Genomic DNA, 21,801 nt, shown 5'->3' on the forward strand with positions numbered 1-21,801 from the left:
CGGCGCGCGTTCCGCACACCCGAACGAGGTGAGACACCCCCTCCGGACACCCCTCCCGATACCCCTAAGCGGTGGCCGGATGCTGGGCGCGGCTCACGTCGTACACGCCCGGCACGTCGCGCATCGCGCGCATCAGCGCGGGCAGCCCTGCGGCGTCCGGGAGTTGCAGGGTGTAGGTGTGCCGGACGCGCTGTTCGGTGGGCGGTTCGACGGTGGCGGAGACGATCGCCGCGCCCTCCCTGGCGATGGCCTCGGTCAGGTCGGCGAGCAGGTGCGCGCGGCCGAACGATTCGGCGACCAGGCTGACCCGGCAGTCCGCGGTCGCCCGCCAGCGGACCCCGACCGGGGCCCGTCCGGCGGCCTCCATCCGGGCCACGGCGGCGCATTCGGCGCGGTGCACGGTGACCACCCCGCCGCGTACCGCGAAGCCGGTGACCGCGTCGGGCGGCACCGGCGTACAGCAGCCGGCGAGCCGTACGGTCGCGTCCGGCAGGTCGGCGACGGCGTTGGCCTCGGTCCGCCGGACGGCACTCAGCGTGGCGGCGGCCGGGCGGGGCGCGGCGGTCGGGACTTTCACGGCCTCGGGATGGGCCGCGAGCCAGCCGGTGATGGCGATCCGGGCGGCGGGCGTACGGGCGTGATCGAGCCACTCCGGTGAGGGGCCGGAGGTCGCGTCCTGCGCGAGCAGCAGTTGTACGGTGTCGCCGTCGCTCAGGCCGGTGCCCAGGGTCGCCAGACGTCCGTTGACGCGCGCCCCGATGCATGCGTGGGCCGCCTCGCCGTGCTGGGCGTACGCCGCGTCCACGCAGCTCGCGCCGGCGGGAAGGCCGAGCCTGCCGCCGTCGGAGTGGAAGACGGTGATCTCCCGGTCCTCGGACAGGTCTTGGCGCAGCGAGCTCCAGAACGTGTCCGGGTCGGGGGCTGACTGCTGCCAGGCGAGGAGCCGGGAGAGCCAGCCGGGCCGGGTGGGGTCGGCGCGCTCTCCGTCGGCACGCTCCCCATCGGCACGCTCGCCGTCGGCGCGCTCCTCGTGCGCTTCGGGGCCGCCCCCGTCGGCCGGGTCGCCGCCGCCCTCGGCGGGTGCGTACGGATTGCCGAGCGCGATGACGCCCGCCTCGGCGACCTTGTGCATCTGGTGGGTGCGGATGAGGACTTCGGCCACAGCGCCGTCGGGGCCGGCGACCGCCGTGTGAAGCGACTGGTACAGGTTGAACTTGGGGACGGCGATGAAGTCCTTGAACTCCGAGATCACCGGGGTGAAGCAGGTGTGCAGTTCGCCGAGGACCCCGTAGCAGTCTGCGTCCTCACCGACCAGGACGAGCAGCCGCCCGAAATCGGAACCGCGCAGCTCGCCCCGCCGTAGCCGGATCCGGTGGAGGGAGACGAAGTGCCGGGGACGGATGAGCACTTCGGCCGGGAGACCGGCCTCTTTGAGCACCGACGTCACCTCCTCCGCGATGGCGGGGAGGGGGTCCTCGTGCCCGGCGTGGGCGGCGATGAGGGCGCGGGTGTGCTCGTACTCCTCGGGGTGCAGGATCGCGAAGACGAGATCCTCGAGCTCGGTCTTCAGGGCCTGTACGCCGAGCCGTTCGGCCAGCGGGATCAGGACGTCCCGGGTGACCTTGGCGATCCTCGCCTGTTTCTCGGGCCGCATCACCCCGAGCGTGCGCATGTTGTGCAGCCGGTCCGCGAGCTTGATCGACATGACCCGGACGTCGTTGCCGGTGGCGACGAGCATCTTGCGGAAGGTCTCCGGCTCGGCGGCGGCCCCGTAGTCGACCTTTTCCAGCTTCGTGACCCCGTCGACGAGGTAGCAGACCTCTTCACCGAACTCCGCCCGTACCTGATCGAGCGTCACCTCGGTGTCCTCGACCGTGTCGTGGAGGAGGGACGCGGTCAAGGTCGTGGTCTCCGCGCCGAGTTCGGCGAGGATCAGCGTGACGGCGAGCGGATGGGTGATGTACGGCTCGCCGCTCTTGCGCATCTGGCCGCGGTGCGACGACTCGGCCAGCACATAGGCCCGGTGCAGTACGGCGAGATCCGCGTCGGGGTGGTGGGCGCGGTGGGCGTCGGCGACATGGCCGATCGCGTCCGGAAGCCGGTCGCGGCCCGCCGGCCCGAGCAGAGCGGCGCGGCCCAGCCTGCGGAGGTCGATCCGGGGACGGGCGCGTCTGCGACTGTGCGCGTCGGGGTTCGTGGCCTCTGCACTCATGGGCACCTCCGGCAGCATCGACCGGCGGTGGGCGGGCGGCGATGTGCCCTCCGGACCGGTGCTTGATGCTACCGACCCCACCACGTGGCGCAGTCCGGCTCTCGCTCAGCGTGAACCGGATCACCCATTCGAGCGAAGCCCTAGCGGACAGCCGTTTCGGTTGACGCGAACCAGGCCGCGTCGATCGAGCCCTCGGCGACGATCACGGCGGGACCGGTCATCTCGACCGTGCCGTCCGGCAGCTCAGTGATCACCAGGGTGCCTCCGGGCACGTCCACCGTGTACGTGACGGGGGCGCCGGTCACCGCGGGGTCGGCGCCGTCCCGGCGGGCCGCGGCGACGGCGACGGCGCAGGCGCCCGTGCCGCAGGAGCGGGTTTCGCCGGATCCTCGCTCGTGGACACGCATGGCGACATGGTTCGGTCCCCGGTCGGCGACGAACTCGATGTTCACGCCGTCCGGGTAGACGGCGGCGGGGCTGAAGGGCGGCACGGAGAGCAGGTCGCCGGCGTGCTCCAGGTCGTCGACGAAGGCGACGGCGTGCGGGTTGCCCAGGTTGACGTTGAGGGCGGGCCAGCTGCGGCCGCCGACGGTCACGGTGACGCCGTCGCCGGGGAGCACGGCCTTGCCCATCGCGACGGTGACGTCACCTTCCTCGGCGATGTGCACCCGCTTGACCCCGGACCGGGTCGCGATGGGAACGTCTCCCGCGCTCACCAGGCCGGCGTGCTGGAGGTAGCGGGCGAATACCCGGGTTCCGTTGCCGCACATCTCGGCGATGGAGCCGTCGCCGTTGCGGTAGTCCATGAACCACTCGGCCTCGCCGGCCATCGCCCTCGCCTCCGGGTGCGCGGCGGATCGTACGACGTGCAGCACCCCGTCGCCGCCGATGCCGGCCCGGCGGTCACAGACCCGGGCGACGAGCGACTCGGGCAGGTCGACGGTGTTGTGCGGGTCGGGGACGATCACGAAGTCGTTCTCGGTGCCGTGGCCCTTGAGGAAGGCGATCTGCGAGGTGGTCACGCGCCCATCGTACAAAGCAGCGCCGACCGAAACGGCAGCGGCGGGGGGAGCGGCGGCGGTCAGCGGAGCCGGGCCACGCGCCAGACGGAGAGCACGGCCACGGCGAGGACGACGGTGGCGTACAGCGCGATCACCCGCCAGTCGCGGCGCTCGCCGGAACCTCTGGCGGGCAGTCCGGGCCAGGTGTGGCCGACCTTCCGGGCGGCCATCATGCCCCAGCCGGCCGCGCAGCAGCTGATCAGCAGTCCCAGCATGGCCACGACGGCTCCGCCGTCGCCGAACTCGAAGGCGAGGGGGAACGCGAACATCAGCGACCCCACCGCGGCGAGCATCACGATCGGGGCGAGTTGCCAGATCCGCAGGCGCCGCTGCGGGCGCAGCTCGACCTCGAACTCGGGCGCCGGCTCGTCGTGCTCCGGCCCGTCCGGGCTCAGTCGAGCCGCCTCTTCAGGCGGTCCCTGATCTGTGTCGCGAGGGCCGGCCTCCATCGCCACGCGCCCTCCCAACTCGGACTTCACTGGTCGATCGAAGCTCGATGATGGCACGCTCGCGGGCGCCTGATTGACGACCGGAGCGTCCCGATGCCATCACGTGATCAGGCTGTAACCGCTCGTTCGACCAACGTCTGCGCGAGCCCGGGGAGTTCCCTGCGGTCCGCGGCCGCTCCGCTGAGCCAGTGCACCCGCGGGTCGCGCCGGAACCAGGAGTCCTGGCGGCGCGCGAAGCGTTTGGTGGCGCGTACGGTCTCTGCGCGCGCCTCCTCCTGCGTGCACTCCCCCGCGAGCGCCGCGAGAACCTGCTGGTAGCCGAGCGCGCGCGCGGCCGTACGCCCCTCCCGGAGTCCGTGCGCCTCCAGCGTGCGCACCTCGTCCACCAGGCCCGCCTCCCACATGCGGTCGACCCGGAGGGTGATCCGCTCGTCGAGTTCGGGCCGGGCGACGTCGACGCCGATCTGGACGGTGTCGTACACGGAGTCGTGGCCCGGCAGGTTGGCGGTGAAAGGACGGCCGGTGATCTCGATCACCTCCAGGGCGCGGACAATGCGGCGGCCGTTGCTGGGCAGGATGACCTGCCCGGCCGCCGGGTCCGCGGCGGCCAGCCGGGCGTGCAGCGCACCGGGCCCGCGCAGCGTCAGCTCCTCCTCCAGCCGGGCGCGTACGGCCGGGTCGGTGCCGGGGAACTCGAGGGCGTCGATGGCCCCGCGTACGTACAGTCCGGAGCCGCCGACCAGGACGGGCGTACGGCCCGCCGCCAGCAGCCGGTCGATCTCGGCCCTGGCGAGCCGCTGGTACTCGGCGACGCTCGCCGCCTCGGTGACGTCCCAGATGTCCAGGAGGTGGTGCGGGATGCCGCCGCGTTCCTCGGGCGTCAGCTTGGCGGTGCCGATGTCCATCCCCCGGTAGAGCTGCATGGAGTCGGCATTGACGACCTCACCGCCGAAGTGCTGGGCCAGGGCGACACCCAGATCGGACTTTCCGGCCGCCGTCGGACCGACGACGGCGATGACCCGCGGTGCGGGAGCTGCGCTTTTCACCGACCCAGTCTCGCAAACCCCGTCGGCCGTCCCCGAACGAGTTACGTGACGGCACACGGCCGGGGTCGTTGCCTGTTGCGAGGTTCCGGCCGCCGGTTTACGGACCGGCTGCCTCCGGGCGACGCAATGAGGCGCTCCGGGCGGCGCGGGATTTCGCCCACACGAGTAAGGTATGGAGTAGATATGGGCGTTTTTGCACGGTTTCGTCGGAAATCTGAGGCGTCAACCGAGGAGGCAGTGACGGCCACTCCGACGGCGGACGGGGCTGAGGCCACGGGGGCCGGGACGGAGGCCGAGGACTCGGGGAAGGCCGAAGCCGCCGCTGAGGGAGTCGAGATCCCCAAGCAGCAGTCGGCAGACGAAGCGGCGGACAGCGAGACCGGCGAAGGCGCCCGCAAGTAGAAACGAAGAACCGTGTCAGGAGAAGGTGACCCATGGGCCTGCTGGACACACTGAAGGCCAAACTCGCCCCGGCGAAGGACAAGGTCGGTGACCTCGCGCAGCAGCACGGGGGAAAGATCGAGCACGGGCTGGACAAGGCCGCGAGGACGGTCGACTCCAAGACCAAGGGCAAGTACAGCAGCCAGATCGCGACCGGTACGGGCAAGGCGAAGCACGCGCTGGACCGGCTCGCGCACAAGGAGGGCGACGAGGGCGGCGGAACCACCCCTCCCGCCACGTTCTGAGTCCATTGGGTGGCCGACCGGGGACGGCCGTGGGGCATCGCGCCCGACGGCCGCCCCCGCCGTCGTTACGACCAGGCAGCCACAATGTACGCGACCCCGTAGGGCGCGTCCTCGTACAGCAGCTGTCCGGCCAGGGCGGCCCCCTCGGCGGCGCCCGCCAGGACCTGCCACGGGGCCCGCCCGGCCGCCTTCAGCTCGTACGCGAGATGCGCGTCGATCGCCGTCAGCGCGGCCACATCCGCCTCGCCCAGGGCCCGGGCCGCCTCCGCGTCGAAGCCTGCGGCCCGCTCGTCGAGATAGCCGGGCGCCTTCACGCTCCGGCAGGCGCTGCCGTCGCCCATGACGAGCAGGGCGACCCGTTCGGCCTGGGCGGCCAGGTCCCGCCCTACCTGCAGACAGCGCTCGGTGGTCAGCGGCTCGCCCACACCCAGGCCCTCGACGGGGGCAGCCGACCAGTGGGCGTGCTCCAGCAGCCAGGCAGCCACCGCGAGGGACTGCGGAAGCTGCCGCTCCGGCGTACCCGCCGCGGTACCGAGCCGTACCCGCACATCCACCCCGAAGCCCTGGAACGAACCGGTCGCCCCCTGCGGATGCGGGCCCCGGCCCTCCTGCTCGGCAGGTCCGACGACGATCAGCCGGTCGGGCCGCGAGGCGGCCAGCACCCCCAGGGCGTCCGAGCAGGCGGCCCGGGCGGCATCGAGTTCGGAAACGGCCCCGGCGGCGACCTCGGGAACGAGAAGCGGCGGGCAGGGACAGACAGCTGCGGCTACGAGCATGATCCGCAGCCTAGTGCCGACCTGCGGCGGACGGAGGAGCACCGCCAGGCGGGTGCGGGGCCGTCGCTGAGCCGGCCGGGACCGCGACAGGCGCGTGGTCCGGCTGCCGCCGGGCAGGGCGCTCGACCGGCGTCGACCAGGTGGACGGGCGCCCGAGGCCGACCCCGCCGTCAGGCAGGGGCGCTGCAGCCGCCGGTCGGGGCCGGCAGGGGCGCAGGGGCGCCGATGGTGGGCAGGCCCAGCATGACGCCCGCCGGCTGCGGCGGGGCCGCCGTCCGCTTCTCCCACGCGTCCCCGGCCCGGGTGCGCCGCACGGCCTTGGCGAGGCCTTCGGCGAGCAGGTGGTGCGGGGCCGCGTAGGTGACGTCCACCGTCACCACGTCGCCCGGGCGCACCGGCTCCTCGGGCTTGGCGAAGTGGACGAGGCGGTTGTCGGGAGAGCGGCCGGACAGGCGGTGCGTGGCACCGTCCTTGCGGCCCTCGCCCTCGGCGACCATGACGTCGAGGGTGCGGCCGACCTGCAGCTTGTTCTCCTCCCAGGAGATCTCCTCCTGGAGGGCGACCAGCCGCTCGTAGCGCGCCTGCACCACGGCCTTCGGAATCTGTCCGTCCATGTCCGCCGCCGGGGTGCCGGGGCGCTTGGAGTACTGGAAGGTGAAGGCCTGCGCGAAGCGCGCCTCGCGCACCACGTGCAGGGTCTCCTCGAAGTCCTCCTCGGTCTCGCCGGGGAAGCCCACGATGATGTCGGTGGAGATGGCGGCGTCCGGCATCGCGGCGCGCACCTTCTCGATGATCCCGAGGTAACGGTCCTGCCGGTACGAGCGGCGCATCGCCTTCAGGACCGTGTCCGAGCCCGACTGCAGCGGCATGTGCAGCTGCGGCATGACGTTCGGCGTCTCGGCCATCGCCGCGATCACGTCGTCCGTGAAGTCGCGCGGGTGCGGCGAGGTGAAGCGGACCCGCTCCAGGCCGTCGATCTTCCCGCAGGCCCGCAGCAGCTTCGAGAACGCCTCGCGGTCGCCGATGTCGGAGCCGTAGGCGTTGACGTTCTGACCGAGCAGGGTGATCTCGCTGACGCCCTCGCCGACCAGCGCCTCGATCTCGGCGAGGATGTCGCCGGTGCGGCGGTCCTTCTCCTTGCCGCGCAGCGCCGGGACGATGCAGAAGGTGCAGGTGTTGTTGCACCCGACGGAGATGGAGACCCAGGCGGCGTACGCGGACTCGCGGCGCGTGGGCAGCGTCGAGGGGAACGCCTCCAGCGACTCGGCGATCTCGACCTGCGCCTCCTCCTGGATGCGGGCGCGCTCCAGGAGCACCGGCAGCTTGCCGATGTTGTGCGTACCGAAGACGACGTCGACCCAGGGGGCCCGCCGCACGATCGTGTCGCGGTCCTTCTGCGCGAGGCAGCCGCCGACGGCGATCTGCATCCCGGGCCGCTTCGTCTTCATGGGGGCGAGCCGGCCTAGATTTCCGTACAGCTTGTTGTCGGCGTTCTCCCGCACCGCGCAGGTGTTGAAGACGACGACATCGGCGTCCCCATCGGCGCCTTCGGGCGCACGCACGTAGCCGGCGTCCTCCAGCAGGCCCGACAGCCGCTCGGAATCGTGGACGTTCATCTGGCACCCGTAGGTGCGCACCTCGTATGTCTTCGCGCTCATCTCGCCCCCCAGGGTACGGGGTCGAACCGCGCGCCCGCCCGGGGCTCGGGTCGGCCCTGCCCTGGCCATCACGGTGAGTGAATGGCAGGATCGCGCGCATGCCCCCCGCACACCTCCGGCTCCCCCGGCTCCACAAGCGACGCGCCCTCCAGGGCTCCGCCGCCGGGCTCGTCGTGCTCGGGCTGCTGCTGTGGTGGCTGCTGCCGCTGGGCACGCCCGCGCCGAGCGGGACGCTCACGTTCAGTACGGGCGTACGGACCGGGGTGTACCAGCGGTACGGCGAACTGCTGCAGCAGGCCCTGCGCCGGGACCTGCCCGACGTGACGGTGCGGCTGAGGACGAGTGAGGGCTCCCAGCAGAACCTTCAGCGGGTGGCCACCGGGGAGGCCGACTTCACCATCGCCACGGCGGACGCGGTAGCGAAGTACCAGCGGGACAGCAAGCCGGGCTCCGCACGGCTGCGCGGCTGCGCCCGGCTGTACGACGACTACGTGCAGCTGGTCGTGCCCAAGGCGTCGGACGTCCGGACAGCCGGCGATCTGCGGGGCAAGCGGGTCGCGGTGGGCCAGGAGGGGTCGGGTGTGCGGCTCGTCGCGGACCGGCTGCTGACGGCCGCGAAGCTCGATCCGGACAACGACATCACGCCGGTCTCGATCGGCATCGACTCGATGCCGGGCCAGCTCGAACGGGGCCAGATCGACGCGTTCTTCTGGTCCGGCGGGCTGCCGACGAACGCGGTGAGGGAGCTGTCCGAGCGGGCCGAGATCCGGTTGGTCCCGCTCGGCGACCTGCTGGAGGAGCTGCACCGGGGCGGCAGTCCCGCGCGCTACTACCGGGCCGCCGTGATGCCCGCCGACGCCTACGCCCGCGCGCAGGACGGGGCCACCGTGGCGACCGTGGCGGTGCCGAACCTGCTGGTCACCACCGACCGGATGGACCCGGCGCTGACCGAGGGCTTCACCCGCACGGTGATAGACCGGCGGGACCGCATCGGCCTCGAGGTACACGCCGCCCAGCTCGTCGATCTCCGTACAGCCATCTACACGGACCCGCTCCCGCTGCACGAGGGAGCGGCGCGCTACTACAGCTCGGTCAAGCCGTGAGCAGCTCGGCGGCCGCCGCGCCGAACAGGCCGGCGTCGGTGCCCAGTCGCCCCGGGACGACGTCGAGGTTCCGTACGAAGTTCAGCGCGGCGTAGCCGCCCAGGTGGCGGCGCAGCGGCGTGAAGAGTACGTCGCCGGCCGCCGCGACGCCGCCGCCGATCACCGCGATGTCGGTCTCCACGAGGGTCGCCGTGGCGGCGACGGCTGCGGCGAGGGCCTGGCCCGCGCGGTCGTACGCGGCCAGCGCGACCGGGTCGCCGGCGCGGGCCGACGCCGCGACGGCGGCGGCGCCGTGGTCGCGGCCCGTGGGGACCCAGCCCCCGGCCTCGGCTCGGCGGGCGATCGCGGGGCCGGAGGCGAGGGCCTCGACACAGCCGCGCCTGCCGCAGGCGCACCGGGGCCCGTCGAGGACGACGCTGATGTGGCCGATATGGCCGGCATTGCCCGTGGGGCCGGGGTGGAGCCTGCCGCCGAGCACGAGCCCGCCGCCGACGCCGGTGGAGACGACCATGCAGAGGGCGTTCGCCCGGCCGCGGGCGGCACCGAGCCAGTGTTCGGCCGCGGCCATCGCCACGCCGTCGCCGACGAGGACGGTGGGGACGGCGGCGCCGTGGCGGGCCAGCGCGTCTTCGGTCCGGGCGTGGACGGCCACGGCGCACAGCCGGACCAACAGCTTCCGCCTGCGGGGGTGGGGAGCGCGCCGGCCTTCCGGCGCGCTGTCGAACGGTCACCGCGCCCGGCGGGTTGAGGTCACGGTCACCGCGCGGGACGGTGGGAGGGTCCTCGTACACCTGGTCACGTCGCCGGTCACCGGCAGTTGCGGAGCACCGCCCATGCATGACGACCGCGCACTGGTGGAGGCCCGCCTCGGGCGCGTACTCGACGAGCGGATCCGGCCGGCCGTGTATCCCGAGTCGGTCCTGCTGGAGATCGCGGCCTGGGTCGCCCCCGGCGAGCCGGTGCCCGTAGCCGAAGGGCTGACCGCCGAGCATGTGCCCGTACGGGTCGGCGACGCCTGGGGCGCGCCCTGGGCGACCACCTGGTTCCGGGTGCGCGGCACCGTGCCGCCGGAGTGGGCGGGCAAGACCGTCGAAGCCGTACTGGACCTCGGCTTCGACAAGCGGATGCCCGGCTTCCAGTGCGAGGCGCTGGTCTACACGCCGGACGGCAGCCCGGTGAAGGCAGTCAACCCGCGCAACCAGTGGGTACGGGTCGGGGCGCCGGTGACCGGGGGCGAGCGGGTGGAGTGGCATCTGGAGGCCGCGTCCAATCCGGTGGTCATGGGGGTGCGGCCGTTCCGGCCGACCGCCCTCGGCGACCGGGAGACGGCGGGGACCGAGCCGCAGTACCGGCTGGCCCGGATCGAACTGGCCGTCTTCGACTCCACCGTGTGGGAGCTGGTCCAGGACCTGGAGGTGGTCGGCGAGCTGATGCACGAGCTGCCGGCCGACGGGCCGCGCCGCTGGGAGCTGCTGCGCGCGGTGAACCGGGCGCTGGACGCGATCGACCTCCAGGACGTGACCGGCACCGCGGCCGCCGCCCGGTCGCAGCTCGCGGACGTACTGGCGGCGCCCGCCGACGCGTCCGCGCACCGCATCAGCGCGGTCGGCCACGCGCACATCGACTCGGCGTGGCTGTGGCCGCTGCGCGAGACCGTGCGCAAGGTGGCCCGTACGGCGGCCAACATGACGGCACTCCTCGCCGATGAGCCGGAGTTCGTCTTCGCGATGTCGCAGGCGCAGCAGTACGCCTGGCTCAAGGACCACCGCCCGGAGGTGTACGCCAGGGTGAAGCGGGCGGTGGCGGACGGGCGGTTCGTACCGGCGGGCGGCATGTGGGTGGAGTCGGACACGAACATGCCGGGGTCGGAGTCCATGGCCCGCCAGTTCGTGCACGGCAAGCGCTTCTTCCTGGACGAGTTCGGCATCGAGAACGAGGAGGCGTGGCTGCCGGACACCTTCGGCTTCGCCGCCGGACTTCCGCAGATCATCAAGGCGGCGGGCTCGAAGTGGCTGCTGACCCAGAAGATCTCCTGGAGCCGGACCAACGCGTTTCCGCACCACACGTTCCTGTGGGAGGGCATCGACGGGACGCGCATCTTTACGCACTTCCCGCCCGTCGACACCTACAACTGCTCGATGACGGGCCGCGAAATCGCCCATGCGGCACGGAACTTCAGGGACAAGGGCGCCGCCACGCGTTCGCTCGCGCCGACCGGCTGGGGCGACGGCGGCGGGGGCACGACGCGCGAAATGGTCGCGAAGGCGCGCCGGATGAGGAACCTGGAGGGCTCGGCGACGGTCGTGTGGGAAAGCCCGGCGGCGTTCTTCGCGAAAGCGGAGGCCGAGTACCCGGATCCGCCGGTGTGGGTGGGCGAGCTGTATCTCGAACTGCACCGCGCGACCCTCACCAGCCAGGCCAGGACCAAGCAGGGCAACCGGCGCAGCGAGCATCTGCTGCGCGAGGCCGAACTGTGGGCGGCGACGGCGGCCGTCCGCGCCGGATTCTCCTATCCGTACGCGCAGTTGGACCGGATCTGGAAGACGGTGCTGCTGCACCAGTTCCACGACATCCTGCCGGGCTCGTCGATCGCCTGGGTGCACCGCGAGGCCGAGAGGACGTACGCGGCGGTCGCCGAGGAGCTGACCGGCGTCGTCAACGCCGCCCAGCGGGCGCTGGCCGGTGATCCGGCCGCCGGGTCCGATGTCGTCTTCAACGCGGCCCCGCACGCGCGGGACGGGGTTCCCGCGGGCGGCGCGGTCCCCATGAGGAGCGCGGGGCAGCCCTCGCCCCGCACCGGGGGGCCGGTCGGCGTCACCCCGCGCGCCGACGGCGGGCACGTCCTCGACAACGGACTGCTGCGGATCGCGGTCGACGCGCGGGGCCTGGTCGTCTCGGCGTACGACATCGGGGCCGGCCGGGAGACGGTCGCCCCTGGCCAGGCCGCGAATCTGCTGCAGATCCACCCGGACTTCCCGAACATGTGGGACGCGTGGGACGTTGACGCGTTCTACCGCAATGTGGTCACCGACCTGACGGATGCCGACGAGATCACGCTCGCCGCGGTCCCGGAGGCCGCCTCCGTCCGCGTGGTCCGCTCCTTCGGGGACTCGCGGGCTGTCCAGGTGCTCACTCTCGCCGCCGGTCAGCGGCGCCTGGACATCGCCACCGAGGTCGACTGGCACGAGACGGAGAAGTTCCTCAAGGCCGCCTTCCCGCTCGACATCCACGCCGACCGGTACGCCGCCGAGACCCAGTTCGGCCACCTCTACCGGCCCACCCACACCAACACCAGTTGGGACGCGGCCAGGTTCGAGGCCTGCAACCACCGGTTCCTGCACGTCGCCGAGCCCGGCTGGGGTGTGGCGCTGGTCAACGACTCGACGTACGGCCATGACGTCACCCGTACCGTACGCAGGGAGGACTCCGGCACCACCTCCGGCACGACCACCACGGTCCGGCTCTCCCTGCTGCGCGCTCCGCGCTTCCCGGACCCGGAGACCGACCAGGGCGCCCACCGCTTCCGGTACGCGCTCGTCCCGGGCGCCTCGGTCCTCGACGCGGTTCGCGAGGGGTATTGGATCAATCTGCCGGAGCGGCGGGTGCCGGGTGAGACCGGGGCCGAGCCGCTGTTCACCGTCGACCACGACGCCGTGGTGGTCTCGGCGGTGAAGCTCGCCGACGACGGGTCCGGCGATGTGGTGGTACGGCTCTACGAGGCGGCGGGCGGCCGGGCCGCCGCCGCTCTCACCACCGGCTTCCCCGCCCGCTCGGCGGTCGCGACCGATCTGCTGGAGCGCCCGCTCGCCGACGCCCCGGCGTACCGGGTCGCGGACGGGCGGATCGAGATGTCCCTGCGCCCGTTCCAGCTGCTGACGCTGCGCGTGACCAGAAACGGCCGACGGGCGGGCCGACGGGCGGGCTGACGGGCGGCTGAGGGTCAGGCTGACGGTCCGCCGTGCGGGGCGGTGCGCGGGACCGACACCGTCACCCGCAGACCGTGCGGCGGGTTCGTCTCGTACGAGAGGGATCCGCCGCTCGCCAGGAGCAGGGCCCGCGAGATCGACAGGCCCAGTCCCGAGCCCTTGACGTTCTGGTGACGGTTGCTGCGCCAGAAGCGGTCGCCGATGCGAGCGAGCTCGTCCTCGGTGAGGCCGGGCCCCCGGTCGGCGACGGTGACCGTGGCGGAGCTGCCGCTCGACGCGGACGACACCTGGACCTCCTCCCCCTGCGGGGTGAACTTCACGGCGTTGTCGATGACGGCGTCGAGGGCACTGGAGAGCGCGATCGGGTCCGCCCAGCCGGTGACGGCCACGATGCCGTCCCCCGTCAGACGTACCCCCTTCTCCTCGGCGAGCGGGCGCCAGGCCGCGACACGCTCGGCCGCCAGCGCGCCGATGTCGATGAGCTGCACCTCCGCCGCGGTGTGTTCGGCCAGGGCCAGGTCGAGGAGGTCGTCGAGCACCTGGGCCAGCCGCTTGCCCTCGGTCCTGACCGAGGCGATCTCCTCGTTGCCCTCGGGCAGTTCGAAGGCGAGCAGCTCGATGCGCAGCAGGAGGGCGGCGAGCGGATTGCGCAGTTGGTGGGAGGCGTCGGCGACGAAGGCCCGCTGCTGCTCCAGCACGTCTTCGACGTTGTCGGCCATCTCGTTGAACGACCGGGCCAGCCGCCTGAGTTCCGGCGGGCCGCCGGAGGCCACCACGCGCGACTTCATCCGCCCGGTCGCGATGTCGTGCGTGGCCGCGTCCAGGATGCGTACGGGCCGCAGCACCCAGCCGGTGAGCCGGATGGCCGCGCCGACAGCGAGCAGCATGGCCGCCGCCTCGCCGGCCCCGATGACGAGCCAGCCCATCAGGATCCGCGACCGCACCTGGCCGGTGGGCGAGTCGGTGACCACGACGGCCACCACATCGCCGTCGAGGACGACCGGCGAGGCGACGACGATCCGGCCGTCGTCCTGCCACGGCCACACCTGGGGCGGGTCGTGGCTGCCGCGGCTCGCGAGCGCTTCCTGGAACGCCTCCCGTTCCACACCGGACGCGGCCACGGTCCAGTCCTCGGGAGCCTTGGCCATCGCGCTGTCGTCGCGGTAGAAGACCCCGGCCCTGATCCCGTACAGCTGGTGGTACCGGGTGAGGTCCTTCTGCAGGGTGTCCTGGCGCTGTCCGACGCCCGGCCCGCCGGAGTTCGCGGTGTCGCTGACGAACTGGGCCAGCGCCGCGAAGCGGGCGGTGTCGTCGATCCGGTCGATCACGACCCGCTGCTGCTGGGCCGCGGCCACGGACACGGCGAGTGGGAAGCCGAGCGCGAGCAGCACGCCCGCCATGAGGACGATGAGGAGCGGGAGGAGACGGGTGCGCACGAGGAGTTGACCCTACGGTGCGGGTACGACGAGCCGGTAGCCGACGCCGCGCACCGTTTCGATGAGGGCGGGCATCCGCAGCTTGGAGCGCAGCGAGGCGACATGCACCTCCAGGGTGCGGCCGGTGCCTTCCCAGCTGGTGCGCCACACCTCACTGATGATCTGCTCCCGGCGGAAGACCACGCCGGGCCGCTGGGCGAGCAGCGCGAGCAGGTCGAACTCCTTGCGGGTGAGCTGGACGGGCGTCCCTGCCACGCTCACGCGCCGGGTGGGCAGTTCGATGCTGACCTCGCCGAGCCGGACCGTACTGTCGCCCGCGCCGGCGGCTTCCTCGCCGGGGGCCGTGCGCCGGCTGACGGCGTGGATACGGGCGAGCAGCTCCCCCGTGTCGTACGGCTTGACCACGTAGTCGTCGGCGCCGAGGTTGAGCCCGTGGATACGGGAGCGGACGTCGGCCCGCGCCGTCACCATGATGACCGGGGTCGAGGTGCGCTTGCGGATCTTGCCGCACACCTCGTAGCCGTCCTGGTCGGGCAGGCCGAGGTCGAGGAGCACCACCCCGAACGGGGGCGCCCCGGCGGGCAGCAGGGCCTGCAGGGCTTCCTCGCCGTTGCGGGCGTGCACGACCGTGAAGCCGTGCCGGGCCAGGACGGCGGAGAGGGCCGCGGCGACATGGTCGTCGTCCTCGACAAGCAGCAGTCTCATCCGGGCCCCCTTCCGTTGGCTCCGTGTTTCCTCTTTCATGGTCCCCTGGCATCCACGCGGATCACGCGGCCTCCGTCAAGAGACTTCCTGGCGCCGGAACGTACCGTTACCCAGCCGGTACGGGGCACACCCGCCCCGTACACGCAGCGTGGCCGGGTGCGACCGGATCGTTATGCTCAATTTCCCCTCAGATGTAATGACGCAGGTCCGGGCAGCTCACTAGTGTCCTCCCAACCGAGGAGGACGGAGCAAAAGGCCGATGAGCGGAGTATCAGTGACCAAGGATGCCGTGCCCGCCACTGGTGACCTGGTTGTGCTGAGCAACGTCAACAAGCACTTCGGCGCGCTGCATGTGCTCCAGGACATCGATCTGACCATCGCCCGGGGCGAGGTCGTGGTCGTGATCGGGCCGTCCGGGTCCGGTAAGTCCACACTGTGCCGCACCATCAACCGCCTGGAGACGATCGACTCGGGCGAGATCACCATCGACGGCAATTCACTGCCCCAGGAGGGGCGGGAGCTGGCCCGGCTGCGTGCCGACGTCGGGATGGTCTTCCAGTCCTTCAACCTCTTCGCGCACAAGACCGTGCTCGAGAACGTGATGCTGGGCCAGATCAAGGTCCGCAGGACGGACAAGAAGGCTGCCCAGGAGTCGGCGCGGAACCTGCTCGACCGGGTGGGTGTCGGCTCTCAGGCGGACAAGTACCCGGCGCAGCTCTCCGGTGGCCAGCAGCAGCGCGTGGCGATCGCGCGGGCGCTGGCGATGAACCCGAAGGTGATGCTCTTCGACGAGCCGACCTCGGCGCTCGACCCGGAGATGATCAACGAGGTGCTGGAGGTCATGCAGCAGCTCGCCAGGGACGGCATGACAATGGTCGTGGTCACCCACGAAATGGGCTTCGCGCGCTCCGCCGCCAACCGGGTTGTCTTCATGGCCGACGGAAAGATCGTCGAAGAGGCCACGCCCGACCAGTTCTTCAGCAACCCGCGCAGCGATCGTGCTAAGGACTTCCTGTCGAAGATCCTTCACCACTGAACCGCACTGAACCCGCCTCATTCGGGGGCGTTTTCAGCCGATCACTCACATCCCGCCTAACTCAGGGAAGTTCATCATGAAGCTCCGCAAGGCCTCCGCTGCCGCCGCAGCCGCAGTCGTACTCGCCCTGACCGCCACCGCGTGTGGTGGCGACAGCGACAAGGGCACGGACGGCGGGGACGGTGGTGACAACAAGATCACCATCGGCATCAAGTACGACCAGCCCGGTCTGGGCCTGAAGACGCCGGACGGCAAGTTCACCGGCTTCGACGTCGATGTCGCCACGTACGTGGCCAAGGAGCTCGGCTACGACGCCAAGGACATCACGTTCAAGCAGGCGCCCAGCGCCGAGCGCGAGAACCTGATCGCCAACGGTGACGTGAAGTTCGTCGTCGGCACCTACACGATCAACGACAAGCGCAAGGAGCGGGTCGACTTCGCCGGCCCGTACTTCCTGGCCCACCAGGACCTGCTGGTCCGCGCCGACGACAACTCCATCACCAAGCCCGAGGACCTCAACAGCAAGAAGCTGTGCTCGGTCACCGGCTCCACCTCGGCGCAGAACGTCAAGGACAAGCTCGCCCCCAAGGCGGACCTGCAGGAGTTTGGCGGCTACTCGGAGTGCATCACCGGTCTGGAGAACAAGGCCGTCGACGCGCTGACGACCGACAACTCCATCCTGGCCGGCTTCGCCGCGCAGAAGGAGCACCAGGGCAAGTTCAAGCTGGTGGGTCTCAACCTGAGCGACGAGCCCTACGGCATCGGTCTGAAGAAGGGCGACAAGGACCTCCAGACCAAGATCAACGCCGCCCTGGAGAAGATGCAGACAGACGGCTCCTGGGACAAGTTCGTGAAGGCGAACTTCGGCCCGGCCAACTACAAGAACGAGCCTGCCCCGAAGATCACTGAAGGCAGCTGAGTCCGCGGTGGCGCGCCGCCGGCCGACGCCGGCGGCGCGCCCCACCAGCCAACCTGGGGAGAGCGCGGGGCAACGTGTTCGACTTTCTTGATTCCGGGCAGTACGACCTGCTCGGCGCCTTCTGGGTGACGGTTCAGCTCACCCTCTACTCGGCCGTCGGGTCCCTGATCTGGGGCACGATCCTGGTCGGTATGCGAGTCAGTCCGGTTCCGCTGATGCGGGTCTTCGGCACCGCGTACGTCAATCTCGTCCGCAACACCCCGCTGACGGTGATCATCATCTCCTGCTCGCTGGTCCTGAACCAGACGCTGGGGTTCGCGCTCGGGGGCGACAACTTCAAGGACATCGGCTTCCGGCTGGCCGTCCTCGGTTTCATCGCCTACACCGGCACCTTCGTCTGTGAGGCGCTGCGGTCCGGCATCAACACCGTGCCCGTCGGGCAGGCGGAGGCGGCCCGCGCGCTGGGGCTGAGCTTCACCCAGGTGCTGACGCGGATCGTGCTCCCGCAGGCGTTCCGCTCGGTGGTCGCGCCGCTGGCGAACGTACTGATCGCGCTGACGAAGAACACCACGGTGGCGGCTGCGATCGGTGTGGCCGAGGCCGCACTGCTGATGAAGGAAATGATCGAGAACGAGGCCGACGCGCTCTTCGCCGTCTTCGCGGTCTTCGCTTTCGGATTCATGGTTCTCACCCTCCCGACCGGCCTGATCCTCGGCTGGGTGGCCAAGCGTGTGGCGGTGAAGCGATGACCTCCGTTCTCTACGACGCCCCCGGCCCCCGCGCCAAGCGGCGGAACATCCTCTACACGATCGTGTTCCTGGTCCTGCTCGGGCTCGTCACGTGGTGGGGACTGTCCGTCATGGCCGACAAGGGCCAGCTGGCGGCGGAAAAGTGGAGTCCGTTCGTCACGGACTCGGAGGTGTGGACGACCTTTCTGCTGCCCGGCCTCTGGCTGACCGTGAAAGCGGCGGCGTTCGCCATCGTGATCGCGCTGCCGCTCGGTGCGCTGCTCGGCATCGGCCGGCTCTCCGACCACCGGTGGATCCGCGTTCCGGCGGGCGCTGTGGTCGAGTTCTTCCGCGCCATCCCGGTGCTGATCCTGATGTTCTTCGCCCAGGCGCTGTTCGTGCAGTTCACGGACATCGAGTCGGAGATCCGGCCGATGTACTCGGTGGTCACCGGCCTGGTGCTCTACAACGCCTCGGTCATCGCCGAGATCGTGCGGGCCGGCATCCTCTCGCTGCCGTCCGGGCAGACCGACGCCGCGAAGGCGATCGGTATGCGCAAGGGCCAGACGATGTCGTACGTGCTGCTGCCGCAGGCGGTCACGGCGATGCTGCCGGCGCTGGTCAGCCAGGTCGTCGTCATCGTCAAGGACACCGCCCTGGGTGGCGCCCTGCTCGGCCTGCCCGAACTGATGTCGCAGTACCGCACGATCCCGGCGAACTACGGCGCGAACACCATTGCCGCGCTCACCGTGATCGCGCTGATCTTCATCGCGCTCAACTTCCTGCTCACAAGCTTTGCGAGCTGGCTGGAAGGCAGGGTCCGCCGGTCCAAGAAGGGCACCGGCGCGGTGCTGGCGGCCGACGACGTGCAGGAGCTCAACGCCCCGGGGCACGCGACGGACCACATCGGCGGTCCCGGCACCGGCACCTGACGACCGGGACATCGTTCTGCAAGCAGAGCACGAGGGGGCAGCGGCCACGGCCGCTGCCCCCTCGCCGCATACCTCTGTCGCTTGACGCAAGCACCCGCAATCTGTTGCATACGTTGTGTGATCGTGCGCCGGGCTCCACTCGCCATCTTTCGTTCCGTCAGCAGCTCTGAGGGAGCTGTGCCGTGGATCCGGTGATCGTCGTCGGCGCCGGGCCGGTCGGGCTCGCGCTGGCTCTGGCGCTCGCCCAGCAGGGCGTCCCCTGCGTGGTGCTCGACGAGACTCCGGGCGACGACGTACGGCGTCCGGCGCGTACGGTCGTACTGCACCCCGACACGGGCGCGATGGTCGAGCGGCTCGGCTGCGCAACCACCCGCGACGAAGGCGCGCGCTGGACCGGATGGCGGACGCTGCGTCGCAAGCAGGAGCTGCTCCGGCTCTCCTTCGGTGACGGTCCGGAGGACGACGGCCGGGCGCCGCTGCATCTGCCGCAGCACTCACTCACCCGCGGACTGCGCCAGGCCGCCGCCGCAGAGGATCTCGTGCAGATCGTCACCGGCACCAAGCTCGACTCCATCGAACAGGATGCGAGCGGCATCACCGCGCACACCCGTGGCTCCGAGTCCACCTGGTGGCGCGGGAGTTATCTGGTCGGCTGCGACGGCGCGCGGTCCACCGTGCGCAAGCTGCTCGACATCCGCTTCCCCGGCCGTACGGCGGTGGAGCGGCACGCGGTCGCCGCGCTGCGCACCGAACTGCCCTGGCCGGACGAGGCGTTGCTGCACCGGATGCCGCCGGGGCGCGGCTCCGGCGAGGAGGTGACCGCCCGCCCGCTGCCGGACGGGGCGTGGCGGATCGACTGGCTGCTGCCGCCGCGCGGCGACCTGGTGACACCGGACGTACTGGTGGCGAGGGTCCGGGACACGCTGGCCGGGTGGTGCGGTGAGACCCCTCCGTACGAGCTGATCGACACCGGGGTGTACACCCTCCACCACCGCCTCGCCCGCCGCTGGCGCACCGGCAGGGCCTTCCTCGCCGGGGACGCCGCGCACCTGCTCGGCGCGATCGGCACGCAGGGACTGCAGGAGGGGCTGCGGGACGCCGAGAATCTGGCCTGGAAGCTGGCCCTGGCGTGGCACCACGGGGCCTCCAGGACGCTGCTGGACAGCTACCAGGCCGAGCGCCGCACCGCCGTCGCGGCGCGGCTGCGGGCCGCCGACCAGTCGTTGCCGATACTGCGGGGCGGCCGCGGGCTGCGTACCCGTCTGCCGGGCACCACGCGCGGGCACGACACACTGCTGGCCGACGGGCATCTGGGGCGCGGCCCGCTGGGCGCGCCGCCCGGTTACGCGCGCTCCCCGCTCGCGCCTCCGCGCACGGCTTCCGGGACCCCGACCGGCACCGAAGCGGGCACACCCGTCGCCGATGTCCGGGTGACGGCTCCCGACGGGATGACCGTACGGCTGCGCGACCGGCTGGGGCGGGGGCAGTTGCTCGTGGTGCTGGTCGCGCCGGGGACCGGTGTGTGGGACCGGCAGCACTGGCTGAAGGCCGGGGTCATGCCGCGGCTGGCGGCGGCGGTGACCGCGCTGCCGGTGCGGGCCGAGCTGCTGGTCACCGAGGGGTATCCGGGTGCGTCCGCGCACACGGTGCTGCTGGTGCGGCCCGACGGGCATCTGGTCGCCGCGTTCACCGGGGTGCGGCCCGCGGAGCTGTACGCCTGCGCCGACGCAGCGCGCGGTGGTGCGCCGGCCCCCGCGGAGGCGCCGGCTCCGCAGGAGCGAACACAGGACCGCGCCCAAGACCGCACTCAGGGCCGTACTGCGGACATCAATTGACCGTCGCGGGCGCGCATGGTGTACTCCGGAGCGTGACCGACACCGATGTGCGCCTGTGGCGGAGGGTCCATATGGACCTCGTCCGCTATGCGGGCTGCGTGTGTCGCCCGTCCTGCTGATTCGCCCTCTCCCTCGCGCGCCCCGTGATTCCGGGCTGCCGCGCCCGCACCCACGCGAACTTCAGGACGGCTCTCCATGTCACTCTCCGTATCCTCACCCGGCCGCGTCCGGCCATCCTCCGGCCCCACCGCCTTCGAGCTGCTCGACTTCGTCCGGCGTACCGCCGCGGACGCGGAACTCGTTGCCTCACTCCCCCTTGACCCCGAGGGCCGTACCTGGGTACGCCTCGAAGGCCCCGGCGGCAGTGAGGCATGGCTGATCGGCTGGCCACCCGGCACGGGCACCGGCTGGCACGACCACGCCGAATCCCGCGGCGCGTTCGCCACCGCGCGGGGCGAGCTGAAGGAGCACTCGCTCGCGGTGCGGCTGCCCAGCGCGGGATGGAGGACCCTGGAACTGGCCGAAGACGTGGACCGCGAGCGGAGGTTGGCGGCCGGCACGGGCAAGGCGTTCGGAACGCACCATGTGCACGAAGTGCTGAACGAGTCCGCCACCGAGCACGCGGTCTCCGTTCACGCCTACTACCCGCCGCTGCCGCTGCTCCGGCGGTTCAGCCGCAGTGGCGCGGTACTTCGGCTCGAGCACGTCGAGCGTCCGGAGGACTGGAGTTGAGCGGGAACGGCGTACCGGTGGGCATCGACGAGCTGCTGGAGCGGGTCCGGGAGGACCTCGACCGGATCGGCCCCCACGAGGCTTTCGACGCGGCGGCCTCGGGGGCGCTGCTGGTGGACATCCGGTATCAGGCGCTGCGCGAGCGCGACGGGCTGATCCCCGGCGCACTCGTCGTTGAGCGCAACGAGCTGGAGTGGCGGCTCGATCCGCGGGGCAGCCACCGCGCGGCGGAGGCGACGAGCCATGATGTGCGGGTCGTGGTGATCTGCAACGAGGGGTACGCCTCCAGCCTCGCCGCGGCCTCGCTCAGACGGCTCGGCCTGCACCGGGCGACCGACCTCGACGGCGGCTTTCAGGCATGGCGATCGGCGGGCCTGCCGGTCGAGCACTGAGGTGTACGGATGCGGTCTCCGCGCGGCTCTCCCGGCGCGCGGACCGCGCGCCGCCGCCTCGCACCACGGCGCCCGCCCGGTGCCGCGCCATCTGCGGGCGCACCCTGCCAACCCCGTCTCGGTCCTCACCCGCGGCGCCCCCCCGCCCGCAATCTGGGGCCCCCCGCGT

At 71.7% G+C, this 21,801-nt stretch carries 20 protein-coding genes and 1 pseudogene; 12 read left to right on the top strand and 9 right to left on the bottom strand.

Translation table 11 applies throughout. From position 1 onward, the window contains the following. Positions 1–64: 64 nt before the first annotated feature. The 4 genes from NLX86_RS10825 to miaA all read right to left on the bottom strand — a co-directional run bounded on the left by NLX86_RS10825 (position 65) and on the right by miaA (position 4,768). The gene (locus NLX86_RS10825) at positions 65–2,212 is read right to left on the bottom strand and encodes a bifunctional (p)ppGpp synthetase/guanosine-3',5'-bis(diphosphate) 3'-pyrophosphohydrolase (protein WP_254371415.1); all 2,148 of its coding nucleotides are present in this window, start codon (positions 2,210–2,212) and stop codon (positions 65–67) included. Positions 2,213–2,352: 140 nt separating this feature from the next. After that, entirely contained in the window at positions 2,353–3,234 is an 882-nt protein-coding gene (dapF, locus tag NLX86_RS10830; RefSeq protein WP_254371416.1) for a diaminopimelate epimerase, read from the bottom strand. A gap of 59 nt (positions 3,235–3,293) precedes the next feature. Next, positions 3,294–3,722, bottom strand: a complete 429-nt coding sequence (locus NLX86_RS10835; protein WP_254371462.1) for a hypothetical protein — start codon at positions 3,720–3,722, stop codon at positions 3,294–3,296. A 107-nt stretch (positions 3,723–3,829) separates the two neighbouring features. Next, positions 3,830–4,768, bottom strand: coding sequence for a tRNA (adenosine(37)-N6)-dimethylallyltransferase MiaA (gene miaA / locus NLX86_RS10840; RefSeq protein WP_254371417.1), 939 nt, complete (start codon positions 4,766–4,768; stop codon positions 3,830–3,832). A gap of 237 nt (positions 4,769–5,005) precedes the next feature. Here miaA and NLX86_RS10845 point away from each other — a divergent pair, with 237 nt between their 5' ends. Next, the gene (locus NLX86_RS10845; protein WP_374213860.1) at positions 5,006–5,170 is read left to right on the top strand and encodes a gliding motility protein; all 165 of its coding nucleotides are present in this window, start codon (positions 5,006–5,008) and stop codon (positions 5,168–5,170) included. A gap of 32 nt (positions 5,171–5,202) precedes the next feature. Beyond that, the gene (locus tag NLX86_RS10850) at positions 5,203–5,454 is read left to right on the top strand and encodes an antitoxin (RefSeq protein WP_254371419.1); all 252 of its coding nucleotides are present in this window, start codon (positions 5,203–5,205) and stop codon (positions 5,452–5,454) included. Positions 5,455–5,519: 65 nt separating this feature from the next. Here the strand turns inward: NLX86_RS10850 and NLX86_RS10855 are convergent, their stop codons facing one another. Continuing rightward, on the bottom strand, positions 5,520–6,230 hold the full coding sequence (locus NLX86_RS10855; protein WP_254371420.1) for a class III extradiol dioxygenase subunit B-like domain-containing protein: 711 nt from the start codon (positions 6,228–6,230) through the stop codon (positions 5,520–5,522). Positions 6,231–6,400: 170 nt separating this feature from the next. Then, a complete protein-coding gene (gene miaB, locus NLX86_RS10860; RefSeq protein ID WP_254371421.1) occupies positions 6,401–7,888 on the bottom strand; it encodes a tRNA (N6-isopentenyl adenosine(37)-C2)-methylthiotransferase MiaB in 1,488 nt (495 codons plus the stop codon). Positions 7,889–7,986: 98 nt separating this feature from the next. Here miaB and NLX86_RS10865 point away from each other — a divergent pair, with 98 nt between their 5' ends. Continuing rightward, positions 7,987–8,991: a TAXI family TRAP transporter solute-binding subunit gene (locus NLX86_RS10865; protein WP_254371422.1), complete on the top strand. Its 1,005-nt coding sequence runs from the start codon at positions 7,987–7,989 to the stop codon at positions 8,989–8,991. Here NLX86_RS10865 and NLX86_RS10870 read toward each other — a convergent pair. Beyond that, positions 8,981–9,592 (bottom strand): annotated as a pseudogene (locus tag NLX86_RS10870) (ROK family protein); the annotation flags it as partial. The gene NLX86_RS10865 and the pseudogene NLX86_RS10870 sit on opposite strands and share 11 nt — an antisense overlap. A 232-nt stretch (positions 9,593–9,824) precedes the next feature. Here NLX86_RS10870 and NLX86_RS10875 point away from each other — a divergent pair. Then, on the top strand, positions 9,825–12,917 hold the full coding sequence (locus tag NLX86_RS10875; RefSeq protein ID WP_254371423.1) for a glycoside hydrolase family 38 C-terminal domain-containing protein: 3,093 nt from the start codon (positions 9,825–9,827) through the stop codon (positions 12,915–12,917). Positions 12,918–12,931: 14 nt separating this feature from the next. Here NLX86_RS10875 and NLX86_RS10880 read toward each other — a convergent pair whose 3' ends face one another. Both NLX86_RS10880 and NLX86_RS10885 read right to left on the bottom strand, forming a co-directional pair. Further along, positions 12,932–14,353, bottom strand: coding sequence for a HAMP domain-containing sensor histidine kinase (locus NLX86_RS10880; RefSeq protein ID WP_254371424.1), 1,422 nt, complete (start codon positions 14,351–14,353; stop codon positions 12,932–12,934). Positions 14,354–14,365: 12 nt separating this feature from the next. Next, positions 14,366–15,058: a response regulator transcription factor gene (locus tag NLX86_RS10885; RefSeq protein ID WP_254371425.1), complete on the bottom strand. Its 693-nt coding sequence runs from the start codon at positions 15,056–15,058 to the stop codon at positions 14,366–14,368. Positions 15,059–15,317: 259 nt separating this feature from the next. On the opposite strand from NLX86_RS10885, the gene NLX86_RS10890 reads away from it, so the two are divergent. From NLX86_RS10890 to NLX86_RS10920, 8 genes are all read left to right on the top strand, one after another. Next, positions 15,318–16,094, top strand: a complete 777-nt coding sequence (locus NLX86_RS10890) for an amino acid ABC transporter ATP-binding protein (RefSeq protein WP_254371426.1) — start codon at positions 15,318–15,320, stop codon at positions 16,092–16,094. A gap of 76 nt (positions 16,095–16,170) precedes the next feature. Next, on the top strand, positions 16,171–17,013 hold the full coding sequence (locus NLX86_RS10895) for a glutamate ABC transporter substrate-binding protein (protein WP_254371427.1): 843 nt from the start codon (positions 16,171–16,173) through the stop codon (positions 17,011–17,013). 74 nt (positions 17,014–17,087) lie between these two features. Next, positions 17,088–17,762 (top strand): amino acid ABC transporter permease, encoded by a 675-nt coding sequence (locus NLX86_RS10900; protein ID WP_254371428.1) that lies wholly within the window; start codon positions 17,088–17,090, stop codon positions 17,760–17,762. Continuing rightward, a complete protein-coding gene (locus tag NLX86_RS10905; RefSeq protein ID WP_254371429.1) occupies positions 17,759–18,673 on the top strand; it encodes an amino acid ABC transporter permease in 915 nt (304 codons plus the stop codon). The genes NLX86_RS10900 and NLX86_RS10905 overlap by 4 nt, the downstream gene beginning before the upstream one ends. 182 nt (positions 18,674–18,855) lie before the next feature. Beyond that, a complete protein-coding gene (locus tag NLX86_RS10910) occupies positions 18,856–20,508 on the top strand; it encodes an FAD-dependent monooxygenase (protein ID WP_254371430.1) in 1,653 nt (550 codons plus the stop codon). Between the two features lie 47 nt (positions 20,509–20,555). Further along, complete coding sequence (locus NLX86_RS35005; protein WP_309544753.1) at positions 20,556–20,627, top strand: putative leader peptide; 72 nt, start codon at positions 20,556–20,558, stop codon at positions 20,625–20,627. 76 nt (positions 20,628–20,703) lie between these two features. Beyond that, entirely contained in the window at positions 20,704–21,240 is a 537-nt protein-coding gene (locus NLX86_RS10915; RefSeq protein ID WP_254371431.1) for a cysteine dioxygenase, read from the top strand. Next, a complete protein-coding gene (locus NLX86_RS10920; protein WP_254371432.1) occupies positions 21,237–21,632 on the top strand; it encodes a rhodanese-like domain-containing protein in 396 nt (131 codons plus the stop codon). Before NLX86_RS10915 ends, NLX86_RS10920 begins: the two co-directional genes overlap by 4 nt. The last annotated feature ends 169 nt before the right edge of the window (positions 21,633–21,801 follow it).

The sequence above is a fragment of the Streptomyces sp. A3M-1-3 genome, from assembly GCF_024213665.1.
Taxonomy (GTDB): domain Bacteria; phylum Actinomycetota; class Actinomycetes; order Streptomycetales; family Streptomycetaceae; genus Streptomyces.

Coding starts and splice junctions, on each gene's coding strand:
- NLX86_RS10895 (WP_254371427.1), top strand. CDS start 16,171: ATGAAGCTCCGCAAGGCCTCCGCTGCCGCCGCAGCCGCAGTCGTACTC.
- miaB (WP_254371421.1), bottom strand. CDS start 7,888: ATGAGCGCGAAGACATACGAGGTGCGCACCTACGGGTGCCAGATGAAC.
- NLX86_RS10885 (WP_254371425.1), bottom strand. CDS start 15,058: ATGAGACTGCTGCTTGTCGAGGACGACGACCATGTCGCCGCGGCCCTC.
- NLX86_RS10835 (WP_254371462.1), bottom strand. CDS start 3,722: ATGGAGGCCGGCCCTCGCGACACAGATCAGGGACCGCCTGAAGAGGCG.
- NLX86_RS10905 (WP_254371429.1), top strand. CDS start 17,759: ATGACCTCCGTTCTCTACGACGCCCCCGGCCCCCGCGCCAAGCGGCGG.
- NLX86_RS10850 (WP_254371419.1), top strand. CDS start 5,203: ATGGGCCTGCTGGACACACTGAAGGCCAAACTCGCCCCGGCGAAGGAC.
- NLX86_RS10865 (WP_254371422.1), top strand. CDS start 7,987: ATGCCCCCCGCACACCTCCGGCTCCCCCGGCTCCACAAGCGACGCGCC.
- NLX86_RS10855 (WP_254371420.1), bottom strand. CDS start 6,230: ATGCTCGTAGCCGCAGCTGTCTGTCCCTGCCCGCCGCTTCTCGTTCCC.
- NLX86_RS10875 (WP_254371423.1), top strand. CDS start 9,825: ATGCATGACGACCGCGCACTGGTGGAGGCCCGCCTCGGGCGCGTACTC.
- NLX86_RS10915 (WP_254371431.1), top strand. CDS start 20,704: ATGTCACTCTCCGTATCCTCACCCGGCCGCGTCCGGCCATCCTCCGGC.
- NLX86_RS10825 (WP_254371415.1), bottom strand. CDS start 2,212: ATGAGTGCAGAGGCCACGAACCCCGACGCGCACAGTCGCAGACGCGCC.
- NLX86_RS10890 (WP_254371426.1), top strand. CDS start 15,318: ATGAGCGGAGTATCAGTGACCAAGGATGCCGTGCCCGCCACTGGTGAC.